This window comes from Pandoraea communis (assembly GCF_902459745.1).
In the GTDB taxonomy this organism is placed as follows: Bacteria; Pseudomonadota; Gammaproteobacteria; order Burkholderiales; family Burkholderiaceae; genus Pandoraea; species Pandoraea communis.
Genome location: NZ_CABPSJ010000002.1, coordinates 917,836 through 938,567, shown reverse-complemented (window position 1 = coordinate 938,567; position 20,732 = coordinate 917,836). Strand labels below are relative to the sequence as shown.

Below are 20,732 nucleotides of genomic sequence, written 5' to 3'. Positions count from 1 at the left end.
GCCGGGCTTTTTTGTTCTCATGCGAGGACGAAACAACTTGGGGGGATAGCCTATGTCAGGCTTGTTTGAGTTTGCTCACGAGTTCCGGGCCGAGGAAGTGGCGCGCGTAGCGCGGATTGATGTCGGCGAGACGGAACAGTGTGAGGAAGTCGGCGGTATTGAAGTCGGGGTCCCATGCCGGAGCGCCGCAGATGCGGGCGCCGAGGCGCAGGTATCCTTTGACCAGCGCGGGCGGCTCGACGTCGAGCGTCGATTGCAGCTCATCGACTGGCAGGGCGATACGCGGCACGGCGTGGTATTCGGCCGGGGCCATGGCGGTGTCTTGCAGCTTGCGATAGAGGCTGGCGGCATAGTGGCCGCCATCGGCCATCGGCACGCTGGCGCAACCGAGCATCGTCTCGAGGCCATTGCGCAGCATGTACTCGGCCAGACCGCTCCAGAGCGCCATGATGACGGCGCCGTTGCGGTAATCCGCGTGCACGCATGAGCGGCCCGTCTCGAGCATCTTCGGGCGCAGGTGGTCGAGACGCGAGAGATCGAATTCCCCTTCGGAGTACAGACGACCCAGGCGGCTGGCCTGAGACGGGGGCAATACGCGGTAGGTGCCGACGACCTTGAGCGAGTCCTGATCGCGCACGATCAGGTGGTCGCAGTATTGGTCGTATTCGTCGACGTCCAGACCTGCCGGGCCCTTGACCGAGGCGCCCATTTCTTCTGCAAAGACCTGATATCTCAGATGTTGTGCTTCCCGAAGCTCGCTTTCATCGCGTGCCCACGCCACAGCCAGATTCGGTTTGACAGGCGTTTCAGGGCGAGGAAGACGCCTCCGCGACGTGGGGGTCAGCGAAGAGAGCGGCATAGTGGGGTTCGGCAGGTCGCGCATAAAGGCCCTTTTTTTGACGGTCGCGTTGCGACGTACTTTAAAAAGCATCAATGTCGATTCCGTGAACGGTAGGCGACAATTCTATGACAAAACGCGCAGTGTCATGAGTCAGGTCCCGCTTCTGATGCCTTGCAATGCCCGGTTCATGCGGGTTTGCGGAGAGTCCCGCTGTGATATCGGGGGAGGGTCAAAGAAGATCGGGGTTGATGACGGCGCGCACCACGACCTGACTTTCGTCTTCGCGGCGGCGCGAGGATAGCCACCAGATGCCGCCTTTCTTGATGGTCCAGTAGGCTTCCTGGCCGCTTAGCAGCAGGGCGGCGAGTTGGCCGAGGGCGGGCTGGTGGCCGACGATGACGACGGTCTGATTGGCGCCGGGCCACCCGATGGCGCCGAGTAAGGTCATGGCGTTCGCGCCGGGTGCGAGATCACGCACGATACGCGGCGTGGGGGTGAGTGCCTGAGCGGTCTGGACGGCGCGCACGGCGGGGCTGGAGAGGATGAGCGCGTCGTCGGGCAGACGAGCACGCAGCCACTCGGCGGCTTTATCGGCCTGTTTGCGGCCGCGGTCGGTAAGTTCGCGAGCCAGATCGGCTTGCGCACTCAGGGCGAGGGCAGCCGGCAGGTTTTCGGCGTCGGCGTGACGCCAGAGAATCAGATTCATTGACACGGGTTCGGACATGGAGAACCTCCCACTATGGCGGGGTTTCGTGGCGCTGGCGTGACCACGGATGAGACATCCATGGAACCTCCATTGTGCCAGCCACCGCCGGGAAAGTGCCTGCGTCGCGTGTGACTATTTGACGCGGCGCGCGGAACCGACTAGAATCTTTCCTCTTTAGTCGGAGCGTAGCGCAGCCTGGTAGCGCATCTGATTTGGGATCAGAGGGTCGTAGGTTCGAATCCTATCGCTCCGACCAGCAGGATCAAGGGGTTACACGTTTCGGCGTGTAACCCTTTTCTTTTCCCCTCTTCATTACCGTCCTGTTACCGGAAAAACGGTTGGAACAGCGCCAAACGTCACAGGCCCTAGTCGAACCCCGTCGAAGTTAGTGTCTTGCACTTTGCCAAGTTTGACGTTCGTCTATCAGCCTTATTGATCGTTGGCGAGCGTGTCACGTAACCGGCATACACGAGAGCGCAGCGCCGCTGCAGAAGTGATCTGACGGATTTTCGTACCACTGGAGTCTAGAGATTCACGGCCCCGGTGGTTGAACTACATTCGCTAGCCCGGCGAAATTCTGCCGGGGTCAGGTACTGCAAACGCGAATGCGGACGCACTTCGTTGTAGTGATTCCGCCAGTCCTCGATCACAATCTTTGCCTCGATCCGGTTTCGAAACCACTCCATCGCCAAACATTCATCACGGAATTTTCCGTTGACGCTTTCGTTGGTGCCGTTCTGCCAAGGCTTGCCCGGATCAATCAACGCTGTCTCGATCCGCTCCTGGACCGCCCACTTCAACAGCGCCGTGCTGACAAATTCCGGCCCGTAGTAAGTGCAGAATATAACGCGGTGCGCTTCATTGGTATTTCTTGAAAAGCACGCTGGCGTTCACCCCACCAAAACCAAAGCCGTTTGACATGGCATAGTTGATCTCCATATCTCGCGATTTTCCAGAAACGATATCAACTGTCTCTGCTTCTGTATCTGGGTTTTCGAGATTTAATGTTGCGGGAGCTATCTGATCACGCACCGCCAATGCAGTGAAGATTGCCTCTACACCTCCTGCCGCACCAAGCAAATGGCCGGTAGAGGATTTCGTTGCAGAAACCGCCGGGCCTGGCGTTCCTGCAAAGACAGACTTGATCGCGCGAAGCTCACTCCGGTCTCCCATAGGGGTAGATGTCGCATGTGCATTTAGGTGTTGCACATCGGCGGCAGAGATTCCAGCTTGACGCAACGCAATTTCCATCGCACGGCGGGCACCACCTCCGTCATCGGGGGTTGATGTCATGTGATACGCATCAGCACTGGTGCCATAACCGACTAGTTCGACGATGGGATCGGCTCCACGCTGCAATGCGTGTTCAAGGCTCTCAATAACTAGCACCCCGGCCCCTTCTGCAATGACAAAACCATCGCGCGCCTGATCGAAGGGGCGCGAGGCTTTGCGTGGCATTTCAGAAAAGTCCGTCGATAGTGCTCGCGCTGCCGCAAATGCGCCGATGCTGACGCGATCAATGCAGGCTTCAGCGCCCCCACACAACGCAATATCCGCTTCCCCGGCGCGAATTAGCCGCGCCGCATCCCCAATGGCCTGCACGCCAGCAGCACAGGCCGTTACGGGTGCGCCAAGCGGCCCTTTGAACCCGTGTTGAATTGAAACCGCGCCTGCCGCCATGTTGGCGAGGAAGCTGGGGATCGTGAATGGCGAAAGACGACGAGGTCCTCGAGATTCAGTAGTGCGGACAGCATTAGCAATGGCTCCGAATCCACCAATGCCTGATGAAATGATGGTTGCTGTTCGCAATTTTTCATGTTCGCTGGCTGGCTTCCACCTCGCTTGCTCCAATGCCTGCTTTGCAGCCACCAAAGCGAACAATATGAAGCGATCCATCTTACGCTGCTCTTTCAGCTCTACCGCATGATTGGGTTCGAAGCCTGCGGTATATTGTTCTGAATAGTCGGGCACCACTCCCGCGACTTTGGCTGTAATTCCATCAACAATGACCTGTGGTAGTGAAACGACTCCACTATGACCAGCAAGCAAACTACTCCAAGCATGCCGCACATCGCATCCTAGAGGCGAAACAATCCCCATCCCTGTCACAACAATACGTTTCATTCAATGCCCATATAGGTTAGTTATTGAGATTCGGCGACGCACATTCAGGTTTTGGCATCGGGTGAGAGTGGATTTCTTCTGGGTACCAGCAGGCACAACAGCGCCAAACCCATGCCTGCTGCCAGTACCCTGCCAAGGGATTGATAAGTCGGAAAATCTAGCTCCGATATCGTGGTGATGGCCAAGGTTGCCATGCCCATTTGAAGGAATCCCAGCAAGGCAGATGCGGCGCCAGCCTGAGTACCGAACGGCTGAAGCGCCATCGCTGTTCCAAGCGGATTCAGTAGACCCGCACCAAACAGGAACACGCTGATAGATATGCTGAAGTGGAACAACCCCATTGAGCCGCTCAATAAAGCAGTACCACCAGCCAGTGAGATGGCACTGCCTGCCATAGCGATAATAGGTACACCCCAACGAGCTGCCAGTTTGGGAGCCACCAGCCCGGCGGCAAAAACAACAAACACTGTGGTTGCGAAGAAGTAGCCCAATTCGACTGGGGTTAGCGTCAATCCATCCATCAAGATCACCGGGGTGGCAGCGAAGAAAGCCATCAAGCCGCCGGATGTCAGACCCACAGCCATTGCAGGCGCAATAAAGCGGATGTCGCTCAGTAACTGGAAGTAGTTGGCGAAAGTGGCTGTGAAGGACACCTTGTGGCGCGCAGTACGAGGATGCGTTTCGCCGACACACGCCGTGTAGAGGAGTCCGATCAAAACGGTTAGTACCGCAACAAGCAAGAACACACTGCGCCAACCAGCCACACTGCTCAGTAGTCCTCCTGCCAGCGGGGAGAACCCGGGTGCCGCTGCCATTGCAACCATGATGAACGACAGTGCTCGGGATAGCGCCATGCCCTCAAAGCGATCACGAGCGATCGAGCGGGCCAGCACCGATGGTGCGCAGGCACCGATCCCCTGAATCACTCGGCCCAGGATCAGCCATTCCAGCCGCATGGCCAGTGCACAAATAATGCTGCCGATGGTGAGAGTGACCAGACCACTCAGCATCAGACCTTTACGACCCAGGCGATCGGAGAGCGGGCCGACGACCAACTGCCCCAAAGCAAAGGGAATGAAAAAGGCGCTAAGCGTGATGCCCAAGCTCTGGGCAGAAACAAACATCGAGCGCCCGATCTCGGGAAAAGCGGGCAGAACAATGTTGGTCGCGAGCGTCGCCAGAGCGGCTAAGCTGGCCAATACACCCAAGCCGCCGCGATTAGATGATGCAGCTTGTTGCGCCATCAATGCACCTTACTGCTGTGCGTTTGATCCAACATAACGCGCAACTGCTCAGCTGAACCGATGTGTGCGCCATCAGGTGTCCATGCATTGAGGCGCTCCAGAAGCCAACCATCACTTCTGCAAACATCAGTGCGCGCACGCAGCAGTACCCAAGGCGAAACTGCATGGGCCAGTTGACTGCCGGGGGTATCCGAGAACATGACGGTAGGCAAAGGCAGCGGTGCTGCACGCACCGCTGCATAGGATGGTGGGAGTGCGTCCATTAGCATCACCAGTCGTGCTTCGTCGGGAGGGAGATCGTCGGCAACAAGGCGCAACCAGGCCATGAGTTCCGGTTCTGCTCCACCACTGAACGGTCGGACGTTACCCACCGCTCGGATTTCGGTGTGGTGTGCGAAAGGTGCAAACTCGAGCGGTACACTGAAAACCGGGCACTGCGACCACGGCGGCACTACAGGCATTCGGGGAGTAAAGGTTTGCGCAAACCTCTGCTGGGGTTCGGCGAACACCGCACTGGCTGATATAGCGACATGGCCTTCTTGGATCGCACCGGCATCCAGCCAGGATACGGTTTTCCCTTGGCAGGGTTCGTGCGCCTCCAGAATGAACGGAGTCCGTAAGGCACGGCGGAAGCGTGCCGAGATTTGTTGCAAGACACGTCCCTGCGATTTGTCACGCACTGCGCCCGTCAGCAGGCTCGATGTCAAACCACCATGAAGGCCACCAAACCTCCACCACGACGAGTCCAGCTTGACCAGCGTGCCAGGTCTTGATGCCTCATGGATTTGCGCAATTTGCGCATTTTTATCAATGATATTCATACCTAAAATAGTAGGTAGCTGACTCCTTTCCCGGAAGTGGCAAGAATGACTATATTCGGTCTAAAATTGCCACTATGATTACTCATCTTGCACTCAACGGTGTCACTGAAAGCTGCCTAGGCGTAGGAATTGATATCGTCAGTTCAGCCGCACACTTGGCTGACAACCGCACGACCCATGCTCCACACGCTGCCAGACTGCTCCGCCAGCGTGTTGTATCGCTTGATGGTCATCCAGTCCGATCTGGCGCTGGTCGCTCCATCTCAGTCGATGGCGCACTCAGTTTGCGAGGTATTGGCGCTTCAGATGTTCTGGTGGTGCCAGGCTGGTTCGCAGCCACCGAAACGTCGATTGAGGAATTACTGTCTCGGGACGAAGCTCAACGTGTGACAGCATTTTTAGAACGTGCAGCGGCAAAGGGAGTCATGCTGGCCGCATCCTGTTCTGCGACGTTTATGTTGGCTGAAACAGGCGTATTGGATGGGCAACGAGCGACAACAACTTGGTGGCTTTCCTCTGTGTTTGCGCGCCGTTTTCCCGCTGTTTCCCTGGCAGCAGATCGGATGGTTGTTCAGGCTCCCGGCGTACTGACGGCTGGTTCGGCTTTCGCCCATGCAGACTTGATGCTAGCTGTCATCGCGCGCATTGCTAGCCCTACACTGGCGCAGTGGGCAGCCCGTTATTTGGTATTGGACAATCGCTCCTCCCAATCACACTATATGGCGATAGAGCACCTTCGTGTGTCTGACCCAGTCTTGCAGAAAGTCGAGCATTTCATTATCAACAACATCGACCGACAGATCACGCTGGAAGAACTGGCCTCTGTCGCCGCTATTTCGCCAAGAACGCTGGCAAGGCGCATGCACACCGGGCTTGGCATGACGCCGAACGAACTTGTTCAACGCCTGCGTGTGTCACATGCAACACATCTTTTGGAAACTACCAGTGTTTCAGTGGATGACGTCGCAGCTCGTGTTGGTTATGCCGATCCTGCGGCATTTCGGCGCGTTTTTCGGCGTTTTGCTGGCAACTCACCGCGAGGTAGACGTTTGCAAAGTGCAGAGCTTCATCAAGACAATTGATACCCGACGTCTCCCCCCGATTTGAGTAGCGCGGCGATTTAGAGTCCAATCACGTAGTCAGGAGATTGGACATGAAGAAGAGATTCACCGACGAGCACATCGTCGGCTTCCTGCGGGAAGCCGAGACGGGAATACTGGTCAAGGAACTATGCCGCCAGCACAGCTTCTCCGAAGCCAGTTACTACCTTTGGCGCAGTAAGTTCGGCGGCATGAATGTATCCGACGCGAAGCGGCTGAAGGATCTGGAGGCCGAAAACGCCCGGTTGAAGAAACTGCTGGCGGAATCGCGGCTGGAGAATGAGGTGACGCGCGAGGCGTTGCGAAGTTTGCCGCAAGCGATCCGTACCGACAACGGCAAGGAATTTTGCGGTCGCTCAATGCTGAGCTGGGTGCACGAGCGAGGCGTAAAACTGTTCCCTGATCGAGCCGGGCAAACCCAACCAGAATGCCTACATCGAATCGTTCAACGGACGCTTCCGGGATGAATGCCTGAACGAACACTGGTTCACCAGCCTGCCGTATGCCAAGGTGGTGATCGAGGCATGGCGACGCGAATATAACGAGGAGCGGCCGAAGAAATCACTGGGCGGATTAACGCCGGCAACCTACGCCCGGAACCCGGCGGAAAAGCAGTTACATTAACCCTCGGACTCTAAAGCTCAGTGCTACTGAAGACGGGGGGACGTCGGGTGGTCGATTTGCACCATCACAATCGTCGCATTGTTCTCCCGCCGCAACGCGAGCGAGCCGCCCAATCGTTGCGCACGCCGGTGCATGCTGTTGAGGCCGGTGCCGTGAAGGTGTCCGCCCTCCGGGGTATCGGCATTGATTCGCACGCCGTTCATGTCGAAACCGACACCGTTGTCTTCGACGTGTAAGGTGATCTGGCCATCGTCGTGCCGCAGTTCGACAATGACCCGAGTTGCTCGCGCGTGCTTGAGCACGTTGGTGAGCGCTTCCTGAAGAATGCGCAGCAACTCCAGCGATTGTGCGGCGCTCAGCACGCATTGCGTGATGCCGTCGAGCCGCCAGATGCACTCGATGTTCTGGGTCTCGAAGAGCACCGAAATCCGGTGCCGCAATGGGGCAATTTGTTCGGCGAGCGCCAGTTCGCCTTGCTGATGCGTTGCCGCCGTGTCGATGACGAAACGCAGTTCGTCGCGCATCTCCTTGAGCAATCCAAGAAAGCGTGCCGGCGGCAACGTGTGCGGCGCATGTTCGATGGCCGCGATGCTCGAAACCAACGCCCCACCAAGGCCGTCATGCAGATCGTGTGCGAGATCCAGCCGCTCGGCGAGGCGTGCGTTGACGACTTCGAGTTCGTGCTGGCGATTGAGTGTATGTGCCAGTTCCTCGCGCGCGTTATCGATGCCAACGCGCAGCTCGTCATTGAACTGCGCGATTCTCCGGGAATTTTCGGCAAATCGTTTCGCCAGTACGATGGCCATGCCGATCATGAGCACCTGAGACGTTTGCGTCGTGTAATAGACGTTCGATGCAAGCACGCCGAAATACACCAGAAAATCATGGGTGCCAGCGACCACGAAGGTCAACGCGCACATTGAGACGATGCGTTGCTCCAGCCTTCGCTCCCGCCATGTGAGGATGAAAAGCAGCACGCAACTCGCCAGATAAGTCACGCCGGGGACGATGGCCCAGAGCGCGCGCGACGTCTCGATGCGATCATGCGGCATGACGATTAGCCAGATCGCCCCGGCGCCGAACGTTGTCCATAACAGCGCTTCGGTGCGCGGCATGCGTCGGCCGCAAAAGCGCAGTACGTACATCGTGAAGCTGCCGCAGTAGGCCAGAAATGCGATGGAGACGAAGATCTCCCATGCGTCGTTCGTTGTAAATGGCCAGGGCCGGGTGACCACCTGATTGACCGCGTAGAGCCACCAGGTGAGCGACATCACACTGAACCAGCCGTAGGCCGTTTCATTGCGGCGATACAGCCAGAGCATCAACACGAGTATCCCCAGGGTGAGGGTGATCGCGAGACTGAAGAGTTGCAGATCGCGCCGCACCCATTGCTCCCGCTCGTAGCGCTCGTGAACGGTGTCGGGTGCTCCCCGGACGATCGGGCCGAGTCCCGGGCTGTACGCGGCAAGGCCTGAGACGCGCACGAGCATCGTATTCACGCCGGGGCGTAGCACCGGTGCGTCCAGGACCCCGTACCTCGGCGTATTCCATGCCCGCGTGAGCGGCTCGACAAGCGAGTTGTCGCGCAAGATCAGCACATCGTTCAGATAGACCGCACCTGCCATGTTCATGTATTCCAGCAGCAGTCCGCGCGGCTGCGGGTTTGCCGGTTCGCGCCATGTGAGCCGATACCAGACCACGCCGTTATAGCCGGGCCAGCGGCGTGTCCAGACATCGGGCAGCGTGACATTGGTCCAGCCGGTTTCGGGGGCGTGGGCGGCGCGCCAGTTGGCCCCTGTGGGGTTCATGCCCGTGACGCTGTCGCTTGTGGCGCGTACGGCCTCGATGCGATCGAACGTTAGTGTGGTGTTGTCGGCCGGGCGTGTTTGCCCTTGTGCGGTTGCGATGCCCGGGACTAGACCAATAAGACAGAGCAGAGACAGCGATCCGGCCAGCGCAACATGGATCGTGCCGATCCGCAGGGTCAGGGCAACAAGCCGAAGGTACGCGCTTCGAACACAGCTTGTGTGCGCGAGTTGACCGCGAGCTTCTTGTAGATGTTTTTGATGTGGCATGCGACCGTGAGACTGGAGATATTGAGCAGTGCTGCAATCTCGCGGTTCGTCATGCCCTTGGCGACGAGCCCGAGAATCTCGATTTCTCGCGGGCTCAATGCTGGCACGGCCTCGGCCGTTGGCGGCTCACCGGTGCCAGGCGCCGCCCCCGGTGAGCGTGGCGCCGGTCGGCTGACCCCGACAAGGCTAAGAATATGCCTGGCAACAAACGGATCGATCGGCGCGCCCCCGCGCAGCGCGCTGCGTATCGAGAGCGCAATTTCCTCGTCGTCGCGCTCCTTGAGCAAATACCCGGTCGCGCCTGCCCTTAGCGCACGCACGATGATCTGCTCCGTACTCCACGCGGAGATTACCAGAATCGGAAGCGCGGGATCGCTGTCATGCAACTCGCCGATCAGATCGACGCCGCTGCCGTCCGGCAGGCCGACATCGACGAGTATCAGCGCGAACGGCGTGCTCGCCAGATGCTGACGCGCTTGCGCGAGGCTCCCGGCCAGGCAGACCGTCTCATTCCTGTAGCCCAGCGATTTGAGGATGCTGCTCATGCGCGTTTGCGTGGCCGGATCGTCTTCCACGAGCAATAACGGCCCGGGGAGCACCGGTTCGGTATCGACTGGCGGGTTGACAGGCATGGCGTAGGGTTCCAGAGGATGAGTAAGGGGAATGTCGTGCAAATTAGCGCACCGCCATCGTAGCGCCCATCCCCAAAACAGGGTAGGCATGGCTCGCATTTACTCAATTCGGGGGATGCCGGACGCCGCACATCGAATGCTACGTTTCGCACAAACGGGTTCGCGCTGCGCAAGGCTCGGTAATACGCGCACGACATCGATATGACATGGGGTGCAAATCCGGGCATTGGACAAACGCTTTCGGATCGGGGGGGCAGCGTGGGAGATCGGTTTTCCGCACGGGCGACGCCGGGTCGCCTCAGGGCAATCTGCGGTGTGGCGGGGCTCATGCTCGCAGGGCCAGCCGTCGCACAGACGTCGGGACCGTTGTTCCTCGACTATCGAGGCGCCACGGGCGGTTGCTGTTACGACTCCAATGGCGCGGATGGCGAGCCCGGTCAGATCGACGTCGAACGCACCCTCACGGGCCTGAACATTCTTTCGACAGGCGGGGCGACCGGCGTCGCTGTCGATGTGAGTGGTGGTAATGGTGGCAACGGCGACGATGTCAGTGGCCGCGATCACTGGGGCGGCAGCGGCGGTTTCGGGCGCATCGTCGACTTCGTTCTCGCGCAAAGCACCGTCGTGAGTAACGGTTTCGGCGTCTCCGTACTGTCCAAAGGGGGAGATGGCGGTCTGTGGGGCAATCGCGGCCATGGCAACGGCAATGGCGGGAACGGAAATTTTGCACGCCTTACGCTCGACGGCGGCTCGGTGAGCGCTATCGGCTACGGGCTGTCGGCGCAATCGATCGGAGGCAATGGGCAGACCAGTGCGATTCCGTGGGGAGCCGGCGTGAATGCTGGAGTCGGGGGAAATGCCGGAGACGCCAGCGTGGTCGTGCGTGGCGGGGCCGTCGTCACCGCGAGCGCAAGCGGCGGCAACGGTGGTGCGGCCATTCGTGCCGAGTCGCTGGGCGGACAGGGTGGATTGGGGATCGATGACTGGGAAGGCGGCTATGTGCTCTCCGGATGGGGCGGTAACGCCGGTAATGTCACCGTGTCCATCGCGGACGGCACCGTGACGGCACACGGCGACGGCGAAGTCGGCGTGCTCGCGCGCTCCGTAGGCGGTAACGGGCCGAAACGAATGAGCGATAGCACGGACGTCAAAGGGTCCAATGGCGGTAACGCCGGCACCGTCACGCTCACGAATGGTGCGGCGATTACGACCGATGGGGCCAATGCGCCGGGCATTGCCGCCTATAGCCTGGGGGGCGACGGCGGCGATGGCGGCGGCGGTGTCACCGGGAACGGATTTCAGGGCGGAGACGGCGGAACGCCGGGATCCGTCACGGTCACGAATACCGGCAGCATCGTGACACGAGGCGTCGGCGCGATGGGTATCCGGGTCGCTGTGATCGGGGGCGCAGGCGGCAACGGCGGCGAATCCGGACCCTGGTCGGGACATGGTGGCAATGGCGGCTCGGGCGGTAACACCGGAAGTCTGGCGGTCGATATCAAAAACGACGGCACGATCATGACCATGGGGAATGACGCCGTCGGTATCCTGGCGCACGCGGTCGGGGGCGGGGCGGGTGGCGCCGAACTGAGTCAGGGGATCATGAATATCGGCGGCGGGTCGGGTGGCAACGGCGGACTCGGCGGCAACATTTCGGTCGGCAGCAACGGCTCGATTTTCACGACCGGTGATCAGAGCCCCGGCGTGCAGGTGCAGAGCATTGGCGGCGGTGGCGGGCACGGTGGCGACGCTGACACGACCGGCATCATCGTCGGCATCGCCACGGGTGGCCATGGCGGTGCCGGTGGAAATGGCGGTAACGCCGTCATGGATCTGGGCGGCGCCATTTCCACCGCCGGCGCGGGCTCGACCGGCATTCTGCTGCAAAGCGTCGGCGGTGGCGGCGGTGCCGGTGGGTCTTCCCGCGCCATGACCGTCGGTGTTGGGCTTGGCGTCGCTGTCAGTCATGGCGGCAGCGCCGGTGGTGGCGGAGCGGGCGGCCTGGCGCATCTCACGCTGGAAGACGGGAGCAGCATCACGACGCAGGCCGCCGCAAGCGATGGCGCCGTCGTGCAAAGCGTCGGCGGCGGCGGGGGCTACGGCGGACTCGCCAGTTCGGCAACGCTCACCATCGCACCGGATCTCGGCCCGGAGGTGCCTACCGCCACGCTCAGCCCGCACGTCTCGATCGGAGGTCGCGGCGGCGACGGCGGCGGAGGAGGAATAGCGCAGGTCGACAACAGCGGCGGCATCTGGACGCAGGGCGACAAGAGTGTCGGCATTCTCGCCCAGAGCATCGGAGGGGGCGGCGGTGCCGGGGGAAGTGCTGCCGCCGCGCTGCGGGCGCAATCGATTGCCGCGCCGAACAGTCGCTTCAACATCAGCGTGGGCGCGACAATCGGTGGTGCCGGCGGTGGCGGGGGCGACGGCGCGGCCGCTTTGGTGACCAATAATATCGATGGCAGCGTGCTCACGACCGGCGATCACTCGTCGGGCATCGTCGCGCAAAGCATCGGTGGCGGCGGTGGCGTGGGCGGCATGGTGCAACAGGAAACCGCGAAGTCGTTTGGCGCCACGCTCGGCGCGCCCGGATCGGTTCAGGGGCTGTTGCAGACGATTGGCAATTGGCTGATGCGTCCCGGCAATTCGATGAATGTGGCGTTCGGTTCGCTGACGGTCGGTGTGGACGTTCGCGTGGGTGGCTCGGGCGGTCAGGGCGGGGCCGGTAACGCAGCCACCGTCAGTAACTACGGTCGGGTGACGACGTCGGGCGACGGCTCGGCGGCCATCGTCGCGCAGAGTATCGGCGGCGGGGGCGGTCAGGGCGGCACTGCTGCATCGACCAGCGTATCGAGCCTGCTTTCGAGTCTGGATAGCCTGTTGGGCGTAATGGCCGGCAAGGTCGGCACCTATTTCAACGTCTCGCCCAACGTCGGGACGAATGTCGCCGTCGGTGGATCGGGGGGCTGGGGTGGCGATGGCAGGCAAGTGAGCGTGCTCAATACCGGCACGTTATCCACGAATGGGTTCGGCGCGCCGGGCATCCTGGCGCAGAGCGTGGGTGGCGGTGGCGGAACGGGGGCAGCGACGTCGCAGAACCTTGAGCTTTTTCTCTCAAATTGGGCACCTAAAGATGCGCCGGGGATCATTAATGAGGTAACCCGCATCATCGACCTGCTTGGCTCGAATCTCGCCAGCGCGCAGCACAGCGTCAATGTCAGCGTTGGCGGGCGGGGTGGCAGCGCGGGAAGCGGGGGGCTGGTCAATGTCGACGCCAGCGATCCCGCCAGCCGCATTCAGACCCGTGGTGACAGTTCGCCGGGCATTCTCGCTCAAAGCATCTCCGGCGGGGGCGGGCAGGCGGCCGCGACGGATTACACCTTCGGCGCGAGCAGCCTCGGCGCGGCTGCCGGATCGACGTCGCCGGCCCTGTCGCTCTCCCTCGGAGGAGCGTACACCGGTAATCCGGCGGGCAACGCGGGACAGTTCGCTCATGTGAACGTCAAGAGCGGCGGCGTGATCGCCACACAGGGCGTAGATTCGAGCGGCGTCGTTGCGCAAAGCATCACGGGCGGCGGGGGAGCGGCAGCGGTCGGCCTTACGGGGAACGCGAGCACGCACCTCGCCGCTGGCCAGCAGGTCGCCGCCCCCGTCATCACGCTGGGCAGTACCCTGAGCGGTGCGCTGTCGCCGTCGAGCATGAACGGTGCACCCGTTTCGGTCGTTAGTTCCGGCAGCGTCTACACGAGCGGTGTGCTCTCGCATGGCATCCTCGCGCAGTCCGTTGCGGGCGGCGGCGGCGCTGCGGGAATGACCGTCGGCGCGCAGGTCGCGTCGTTGCTCGGCGGGGCGGTCGTCAAGCTCGGTGCGTCGCCAGCGGGGGGCAGCAGTCTGCAAGCCAACGCCGGGAGCGTCAGTGTCGATCTGACGAACCTTGCGGTAACGCAGGCAGTACTGTCGACGCAAGGGGCGCTATCTTTTGGCGTACTCGCGCAGAGTATCGGCGGTGGCGGCGGGTATGTCGCGCTCGTTCAGGGCGGCAATCCGTTCGCGTTACCGGTCACGAGCCTGACACTGGGTGCGCAGGGCGATACGTTTGGCAGCGGTGCCGACGTCAATGTGAACGTCGCACGTAACGTCGCGGTGCAAACGCTCGGTCAGGATGCGCATGGCATCGTTGCCCAAAGTGTCGGCGGGGGCGGGGGCATTGCGGGGGCGACCACCGCGCCGGGACGCGTCACGCTGGCGTCGGTCAACAATTCCGTCACGCGCTCGGGTGCAAATGACGGCGGCACGGTGGAAGTGGCTGTCGATGGCGGCATCCGAACCCACGGTGACGGCGCGGCAGGCGTGCTGGCGCAGTCCGTGGGCGGCGGTGGCGGTATCGCAGGCGATGCCGCCGCAGTGACTTACGGTCTCGACATGGTGCGACAGGCCAACGTCTCCGGCGCGGTGGGGGCGGGCAACACTGTGCAGGTGAGTACGAGTGGCAGCGTGGTGACCTACGGCGCGAATGCCCCGGCCATCCTTGCGATGAGTCTTGGCGGCGGGGCGGTGTTCAGCGACGGCGGCGTATGGCTGAAACAGCCGGCGAGCGCGAGTGGCAACGCGGGCGGCGCGATCGACGTGACGCTTCAACCGGGCAGCGTGGTCGGCGCCATGGGCGCAGGCTCTCCCGCGATTGCGGCGATCAGCATGGGCAACGCGGGGGCCGGCTCAATGCAAGGCAAGCCGATCGGCGTGACGATCGGCAAAGGCGCGAGCGTGGTGGCCAATGCGACCTCGGGCATCGGCATTCTGGCCATCAATACCGATGGTGTGAATGTCGAGAACGCTGGCACGGTGTCAGCCGCAACGGCCATCGTTTCGATGAGCAAGGCGAGTGTCGCCAACAGTGGCGTGATGCAGGGCAATGTGCAACTGACCACCGACAGCACGTTTCTGAATCGCGTGGGCGGTGAGTTACGCACGGCACGGTTGCTCTCGGCCGGGCTGACGCAAAACTACGGCACGATCAGCCCCGGTGGTCCGGGCGTGTTCCAGGCGTCGCAAGTGTATGGAGACTTCAGGCAGACGGGCACCGGCATCTACGCGCCCGACCTCGATTTCACCAACCACAACAGCGACTTCCTGGCGGTGACGGGCGCATTGACGTTCGGAGGCAGCGTCGTGCCGATCCTTCGCAATCCGGTCAAGAACATCTGGCTTGGCATCGGGCACTTCGACAAGGCGCCAACTGGTGAGACGGCCGTCGCAAAGAGTACGGCGCTAGTCTTCGACTATCGGATGAAGGATCACTATGGCGGCTCGCAGGATCCGCTGATATCGGTGGACGCCAACTTCCGGCCGCCGGGCGTGTCGCTGAATACCAATCAGGCGTCGTTCGCCGACTTTCTACAGACTCACTGGGATGCGGGCATGGTCGAGGCCGGACCATTGTTCCAGCCGTTCGTGAGCGCGGGCGATGCGGCGTCCTACCGCAAGACGCTGGACGTACTCTCCGGGGCGGCGACGCTCATGCGCGCGGGTTCCCGGGGGCATGAGAACTACGACTTCCTGAATCGATTGATGAGCTGCCCGCAGTTCGTCACCAATGGCACACGTATGGGTGAAGGGAGTTGCGTCTGGGCTCGCGTGATCGGCACCCGTGCCGATCGATTCGATACGGCGGACGACGTGGGTTTTCGCAGTCAGCAGGTGACGTATCAATTCGGGGCACAGAAGGAAATTGCGCATGACTGGTTTTTCGGCGGATCTGCGAGTTACGTCGTGACGCATGCCCGCTCGTCGGATCGCTCGCTGGACGTATCGAGCGATGGCTTTCGGGGCGGGCTGACGTTGAAGCGGCAGATGGGGCCGTGGCAAATCGCGCTCGCCGTGCTGGGCGGCTACGAGAGTGGCACGCAGAATCGAACGATCGCTTATCCGGGCGCGTCCGCGCAAGCGACGAGTCGGCCGGACGCCTTTTTCGTCGGCGCGCGATCCCGGTTGTCCTATCAGTTGAACCATGCCGCCTGGTACGTGAAGCCTTATACCGATCTGGACGTCGTGTACGACAGGAATTCGGCTTACCTCGAAAGCGGCGCCGGTGTGTTCGATCTTGCGATGCAAAGCGAAGGGCGCACAACGGCAGTGCTGAGTCCTGCCATCGAGGTGGGCGCACGTCTCGACTATCGCGGCGTGACTGTGCGTCCCTATCTGTCTGCGGGGATGAGTTTTGCGTCGAAAGGGGATGTGAGCGTCGAGGCGTCGCTCGTGCAGTTCCCGGGTGCGGCGTTTCGCATTACGTCTTCACAACCGCGTGTCTATGCCAACTTTGCGCTCGGGGTCGAGTTGCTGTCGTCGAAAGGGCTTGAGGTCCGTGCGGAGTACAACCTTCGCACGGCGGCGTCGCAAACGGTACAAAGCGCCGCGTTGCGGCTCGCGAAGCACTTCTGAATGCGGATGGCCGGCGCTTCACGGTCCCGGACGACTGTCCGGAGCCGATCTGGCGGGCGCTCAGACGGAATTCGTGGCTGCCTTGAGTACGTCGCTGACCGCCGAGATGAATTCGTCGGTGCGCTCGACGCTTGTCTTGTCGCCTTGCCAGTTCGACGTGAAGCTGAACGTCACGGGCGTTTTGCCCAGGAACATCTGTCCGGCGAAGCACAGAGCGTGGAATTTCTCCCAGTCAAGACTGCCGCCCTTGCCGTAGGCGAGCAGCCCTTGGGGCACGGCCATCCACACCGCGTCGGCCATCGCCGAGATTCGCTTGAACTCGACGAGCGACGTTGGCTTCGCGAAGACTTTTCCCGCGAGGGTTTGCTGGTACCAATTCACGAGATCGTTTGCCGAACTGGTCATCGATTGCTTATCGTTGATGACATCGGTGCGAGAAACGAGAGGACGATTGTCGTAATAAACCTTCTCGTTGTGCGCCAGTTTCTGCATGCCTTCCCAGCCGAGATCGACGCCCGATGGCGCGCCCGCCAGATAGGAAAAGAGGATGCGTGTGGAATCGGGGATGCGCACCGTGTTCAGTCCCATTCGCCTGACGAGTTCACGCACGCGCGCCGGTCCGACGGCGGCCAGCGAGATGTCGGTGCCGATATTGTCGCTGTGCGAGATCATCGATTCGAGAGCGGTGCGGTATTGCGTCTGTCCGCTCAGACCGATGAACACCGGACTGCCCGGCGTGCGCACGGCGTCACTGACGGTGCACAGTTGTGTGCCGGAGAGTTGATTGCGGCCGGACTCCACGTCGAGCAGGAACTGGCCGAGGATGTAAGTTTTGACAGCACTGCCAACGAACAGGAGTTGCTCGGGCGCGTAGCCGGCACGCCAGCCCAGTCCTTCTGGCGGGGTTGCCACCACGAGACAACTTGTCGTTTTCGGCGAGAGGGCGGCAAAGCGATTGATGGCGGCGTCGAGATCTGCGCGTCCGGCGGCGATGGCGCTGGTTGCCGGTGACAGCAATGCCGGTGCCGCGAGCGACGCCGCCGTGAGCTTCAGCGCCTGTCGGCGGGTTGGACGAAATTCGGTCATCGCGAGGGTCTCCTTGACAGGGAACGATGTTCAGCGTGCCGCGTGTTGTTTGCCGGTGCGGCGAGGCCGGGGCAACGTTAGCACGCAGTCGTCGCTGTCGCGATCCCTCATTTTGGGTAGGCAGATGGTGCGATGGAATTTCGTACGACGGCAGTTTCGATGCCGGTATTCAATGACGCAAGTGCATGCTATTGGCGGGTGCGTTTCGTTGTGAATGACCGAGACGTCGAGCCAATGTGGTTGTTACATGAACGGTTCGGTCACGCATATACACATGTAACCTGTACATATTATCTGTACAGGTTATCTGTATGATATTATCCGCGCATGGTCAAACAATCACACACATCCGAGACTCTCAGGTTGGCCGCCTTGGCGGGTGAGCTGCGCATTTCCCTGAGCAAACTGGTTCGACGGGTGCGGGAGCAAGCGCATCCGGGCGACTTCACATCCGCTCAGAAGTCGGTGCTTCTCCGTCTGGATCGTGACGGCCCTGCAACCGTCTCAGCCCTCGCGCGGGCGGAGAGCGTGCGTCCTCAGTCCATGCGTATCACGGTAGCCGGTCTGGAGGCGACGGGGGCCGTGAGCGGCGAACCCGACCCGACCGATGGCAGGCAAACCCTGATCTCCCTGACGCCCGATTTCCGCAAAACCCTCTACGCCAGTCGGGCCGCCAAAGAGGATTGGCTGTTTCGTGCCCTGCAAACGCAGTTGTCTCCCCAAGAACAGGACGCACTCGCGGACGCGGTGAAATTGCTGCAGCGGCTCGCCGACTTCTGAGTGATTCCAGCACCCTTTCAGGATAGCTATGGCCATCACCACGCTCGATCCGAACACTGCCCTTATCATCGTCGACCTGCAAAAGGGTATCGTCGGCTTCCCCTTCGTTCACCGCATAGACAAGGTCGTGGAACGCACGCGAGCGTTGCTCGACGCGTTTCGCGCACGCGGCTTGCCCGTCGTGCTCGTCAATGTCGCCGGTGGCGCACCGGGCCGCACTGAGCAGCCTCGCCGCAGTGAACCGTTCCCGCCCGGATGGACTGATCTCATCCCCGAACTCGACCAACAGTCTGGCGACATCGTCGTGACGAAGCAGACCTGGGGCGCGTTCGCCAGCACTGACCTCGAAGACCGGTTGAAGGCACGGGGCGTCACCCAGGTTGTCGTCACGGGCGTCGCCACCGGAACCGGTATCGAGGCGACCGCTCGCCAGGCATATGAGCAGGGATTCAACGTCACTCTGGCCATCGACGCCATGACCGACGCGCGCCTCGAGACGCACGACTACAGCATCAAGAATGTCTTCCCGAGGCTGGGAGAAACTGGCACCGCCCAGGAAATCGTCGATCTGCTCGGAACGAGGAACGCCTGAAAATGGAATGGCTGCATCTCGTGTCCTATTTCTTCGGCGGTGCCTTTCTCACGAACGCGGTGCCGCATTTCGTCAGCGGTGTGATGGGAAAGCCGTTTCAGAGCCCGTTCGCCAAGCCGCCGGGGCAAGGGCTTTCGTCTCCGACCGTGAACGTGCTCTGGGGCTTTTTCAATATCGTCGTCGGCTACGTGCTCGTCTGCCGCGTCGGCGATTTCGAATTGAAGATCACGGGCGATGCCGTTGCGTTCGCGCTCGGCATTCTGGTCATTGGCCTGCTTTGCGCGCGGCTATTTGGCCGCCTGCACGATGGTCATAGGCTCGAGCGTTCCTGAGCGCAATGACCTCCGGTGTCTTTCGTTCGCTAAGGGGCTACAACTATCGGGTCTGGGCGGTCGGCGCGTTGGTTTCCAACGTGGGCACCTGGATGCAGCGAGCGGCTCAGGACTGGCTGGTGCTGACTCAACTTACGCACCATAGCGCTTCGGCCGTGGGTACGGTCATGGCGCTCCAGTTCGGGCCGCAGCTTTTGCTACTGCCCTGGACGGGCTTCGCGGCAGATCGCTTCAACCAGCGCAAGCTCCTCATGGCAACTCAGGCAACGATGGGCGCGCTTGCCTTGGCATTGGGAGGGCTCACCGTCGCGGGCGCCGTCCAGCTCTGGCATGTCTATCTATTGGCTTTTCTGTCCGGTTGCGCGGCAGCCTTCGATGCGCCCGTGCGCCAGACCTTCGTGGCAGAACTGGTCGGCGACGCGGATCTGTCGAACGCCGTTGCGCTCAATTCGACCTCGTTCAACGCCGCGCGGATGATCGGGCCTGCGGCGGCCGGCGCGGTCATCGCTTCGGTCGGCACCGGCTGGGCTTTCCTGATCAACGGTGCCAGTTTTGTTGCGGTTCTCGCCTCCTTGTCGTTGTTGCGCGTCTCCGAACTGCGTCTCAGCGCGAGGGCTCGCCGCAGCAAGGGCGGCTTCACCGAGGGATTTCGCTATGTCTGGTCCCGGCCGGACCTCAAGGCAATCCTGGTCATGCTGTTCCTGATCGGCACATTCGGCCTTAACTTTCCGATCTTCATCTCGACCATGGCCGTGGGGGTCTTCCACACCGATGCGCGCGGCTATGGTCTCTTGTCATCGATCATGGCCGTTGGCACGATCTCGGGCGCTCTGCTTGCCGCTGGTCGTAGCAGCCCGCAGTTCGTGTCGCTATTGATCAGTACCCTGTCTTTCGGACTGGGCTGCACGTTGGCCGCCATCGCCCCGAACTATTGGCTGTTCGCTGGCGCGCTGGTCGTCATCGGGGTGGCCGCCCTGACCTTCACCAACACGACCAACAGCCTGATGCAGCTCTCGACCGAGCCCGCCATGAGAGGGCGGGTGATGGCGCTGCGCCTGGGTATCGCACTCGGGGGCACCCCGATCGGGGCTCCGATCGTGGGCTGGGTCGCCGACCATGGCGGCCCGCGCTGGTCGCTCTGTGTCGGTGCGGCATCGGGTTTTGCTGCGGCCGTCGTGGCCGCTTACGCGTTGCGCCGGCAGGTTCATCGACCTCGCCAATGTCACCTCGAAGGGCACGGCCTTCCCTGATACGGCCGATGCGGGCCGACTGCCCGCCAGCAACGTGTTCCCCTTGCCATCGAATGCCAGTCGCGGGGTGTAACAGAATTGTCGTAC

The 20,732-nt window shown here is 61.4% G+C and carries 14 protein-coding genes, 1 tRNA gene and 2 pseudogenes; 8 read left to right on the top strand and 9 right to left on the bottom strand.

Features of this window, described 5'->3' with window-relative positions; all coding sequences use genetic code 11:
• Positions 1–55 precede the first annotated feature (55 nt).
• The gene (locus tag PCO31110_RS10690) at positions 56–883 is read right to left on the bottom strand and encodes a GNAT family N-acetyltransferase (RefSeq protein ID WP_036663018.1); all 828 of its coding nucleotides are present in this window, start codon (positions 881–883) and stop codon (positions 56–58) included.
• Between the two features lie 187 nt (positions 884–1,070).
• Positions 1,071–1,547 (bottom strand): SixA phosphatase family protein, encoded by a 477-nt coding sequence (locus PCO31110_RS10685; protein WP_150587144.1) that lies wholly within the window; start codon positions 1,545–1,547, stop codon positions 1,071–1,073.
• Between the two features lie 179 nt (positions 1,548–1,726).
• Here PCO31110_RS10685 and PCO31110_RS10680 point away from each other — a divergent pair.
• A tRNA-Pro gene (locus tag PCO31110_RS10680) sits at positions 1,727–1,803 on the top strand.
• 268 nt (positions 1,804–2,071) lie between these two features.
• On the opposite strand, the pseudogene PCO31110_RS10675 reads toward PCO31110_RS10680, so the two are convergent.
• The 4 genes and pseudogenes from PCO31110_RS10675 to PCO31110_RS10660 form a co-directional block, all read right to left on the bottom strand.
• A pseudogene (locus PCO31110_RS10675) lies at positions 2,072–2,374 on the bottom strand (integrase core domain-containing protein); the annotation flags it as partial.
• Positions 2,375–2,405: 31 nt separating this feature from the next.
• Positions 2,406–3,671, bottom strand: a complete 1,266-nt coding sequence (fabF, locus tag PCO31110_RS10670; protein ID WP_036662243.1) for a beta-ketoacyl-ACP synthase II — start codon at positions 3,669–3,671, stop codon at positions 2,406–2,408.
• A gap of 44 nt (positions 3,672–3,715) precedes the next feature.
• A complete protein-coding gene (locus PCO31110_RS10665) occupies positions 3,716–4,915 on the bottom strand; it encodes a multidrug effflux MFS transporter (protein WP_150690392.1) in 1,200 nt (399 codons plus the stop codon).
• Positions 4,915–5,736, bottom strand: a complete 822-nt coding sequence (locus PCO31110_RS10660) for a thioesterase family protein (protein WP_150690391.1) — start codon at positions 5,734–5,736, stop codon at positions 4,915–4,917. Before PCO31110_RS10660 ends, PCO31110_RS10665 begins: the two co-directional genes overlap by 1 nt.
• A gap of 74 nt (positions 5,737–5,810) precedes the next feature.
• Between PCO31110_RS10660 and PCO31110_RS10655 the strand changes: the two genes are divergently transcribed.
• Together PCO31110_RS10655 and PCO31110_RS10650 are read left to right on the top strand one after the other, a co-directional pair.
• Complete coding sequence (locus tag PCO31110_RS10655) at positions 5,811–6,818, top strand: GlxA family transcriptional regulator (RefSeq protein ID WP_150690390.1); 1,008 nt, start codon at positions 5,811–5,813, stop codon at positions 6,816–6,818.
• Between the two features lie 71 nt (positions 6,819–6,889).
• Positions 6,890–7,460: pseudogene (locus PCO31110_RS10650) on the top strand (transposase).
• 23 nt (positions 7,461–7,483) lie between these two features.
• On the opposite strand, the gene PCO31110_RS10645 reads toward PCO31110_RS10650, so the two are convergent.
• Positions 7,484–9,268: a sensor histidine kinase gene (locus tag PCO31110_RS10645; protein WP_174979476.1), complete on the bottom strand. Its 1,785-nt coding sequence runs from the start codon at positions 9,266–9,268 to the stop codon at positions 7,484–7,486.
• Between the two features lie 176 nt (positions 9,269–9,444).
• Positions 9,445–10,167 carry a response regulator transcription factor gene (locus PCO31110_RS10640; protein WP_150690388.1) on the bottom strand — a complete coding sequence of 241 codons (723 nt, stop codon included), beginning with the start codon at positions 10,165–10,167 and terminating at the stop codon, positions 9,445–9,447.
• Positions 10,168–10,494: 327 nt separating this feature from the next.
• On the opposite strand from PCO31110_RS10640, the gene PCO31110_RS10635 reads away from it, so the two are divergent.
• A complete protein-coding gene (locus tag PCO31110_RS10635) occupies positions 10,495–16,605 on the top strand; it encodes an autotransporter outer membrane beta-barrel domain-containing protein (protein WP_150690387.1) in 6,111 nt (2,036 codons plus the stop codon).
• Between the two features lie 60 nt (positions 16,606–16,665).
• Here PCO31110_RS10635 and PCO31110_RS10630 read toward each other — a convergent pair whose 3' ends face one another.
• Positions 16,666–17,691 carry a serine hydrolase gene (locus PCO31110_RS10630; RefSeq protein WP_150690386.1) on the bottom strand — a complete coding sequence of 342 codons (1,026 nt, stop codon included), beginning with the start codon at positions 17,689–17,691 and terminating at the stop codon, positions 16,666–16,668.
• A gap of 327 nt (positions 17,692–18,018) precedes the next feature.
• Here PCO31110_RS10630 and PCO31110_RS10625 point away from each other — a divergent pair, with 327 nt between their 5' ends.
• The 4 genes from PCO31110_RS10625 to PCO31110_RS10610 are packed head-to-tail and all read left to right on the top strand — an operon-like array spanning position 18,019 to position 20,645.
• A complete protein-coding gene (locus PCO31110_RS10625) occupies positions 18,019–18,471 on the top strand; it encodes a MarR family winged helix-turn-helix transcriptional regulator (RefSeq protein WP_010804654.1) in 453 nt (150 codons plus the stop codon).
• Positions 18,472–18,499: 28 nt separating this feature from the next.
• Entirely contained in the window at positions 18,500–19,063 is a 564-nt protein-coding gene (locus PCO31110_RS10620) for an isochorismatase family protein (RefSeq protein ID WP_150690385.1), read from the top strand.
• Positions 19,064–19,065: 2 nt separating this feature from the next.
• A complete protein-coding gene (locus PCO31110_RS10615) occupies positions 19,066–19,395 on the top strand; it encodes a hypothetical protein (RefSeq protein ID WP_010804652.1) in 330 nt (109 codons plus the stop codon).
• Positions 19,396–19,400: 5 nt separating this feature from the next.
• Entirely contained in the window at positions 19,401–20,645 is a 1,245-nt protein-coding gene (locus PCO31110_RS10610; RefSeq protein ID WP_010804651.1) for an MFS transporter, read from the top strand.
• Positions 20,646–20,732 lie beyond the last annotated feature (87 nt).

Coding starts and splice junctions, on each gene's coding strand:
- PCO31110_RS10690 (WP_036663018.1), bottom strand. CDS start 883: ATGCGCGACCTGCCGAACCCCACTATGCCGCTCTCTTCGCTGACCCCC.
- PCO31110_RS10685 (WP_150587144.1), bottom strand. CDS start 1,547: ATGAATCTGATTCTCTGGCGTCACGCCGACGCCGAAAACCTGCCGGCT.
- fabF (WP_036662243.1), bottom strand. CDS start 3,671: ATGAAACGTATTGTTGTGACAGGGATGGGGATTGTTTCGCCTCTAGGA.
- PCO31110_RS10665 (WP_150690392.1), bottom strand. CDS start 4,915: ATGGCGCAACAAGCTGCATCATCTAATCGCGGCGGCTTGGGTGTATTG.
- PCO31110_RS10660 (WP_150690391.1), bottom strand. CDS start 5,736: ATGAATATCATTGATAAAAATGCGCAAATTGCGCAAATCCATGAGGCA.
- PCO31110_RS10655 (WP_150690390.1), top strand. CDS start 5,811: ATGATTACTCATCTTGCACTCAACGGTGTCACTGAAAGCTGCCTAGGC.
- PCO31110_RS10645 (WP_174979476.1), bottom strand. CDS start 9,268: ATGAACCCCACAGGGGCCAACTGGCGCGCCGCCCACGCCCCCGAAACC.
- PCO31110_RS10640 (WP_150690388.1), bottom strand. CDS start 10,167: ATGCCTGTCAACCCGCCAGTCGATACCGAACCGGTGCTCCCCGGGCCG.
- PCO31110_RS10635 (WP_150690387.1), top strand. CDS start 10,495: ATGCTCGCAGGGCCAGCCGTCGCACAGACGTCGGGACCGTTGTTCCTC.
- PCO31110_RS10630 (WP_150690386.1), bottom strand. CDS start 17,691: ATGACCGAATTTCGTCCAACCCGCCGACAGGCGCTGAAGCTCACGGCG.
- PCO31110_RS10625 (WP_010804654.1), top strand. CDS start 18,019: ATGGTCAAACAATCACACACATCCGAGACTCTCAGGTTGGCCGCCTTG.
- PCO31110_RS10620 (WP_150690385.1), top strand. CDS start 18,500: ATGGCCATCACCACGCTCGATCCGAACACTGCCCTTATCATCGTCGAC.
- PCO31110_RS10615 (WP_010804652.1), top strand. CDS start 19,066: ATGGAATGGCTGCATCTCGTGTCCTATTTCTTCGGCGGTGCCTTTCTC.
- PCO31110_RS10610 (WP_010804651.1), top strand. CDS start 19,401: ATGACCTCCGGTGTCTTTCGTTCGCTAAGGGGCTACAACTATCGGGTC.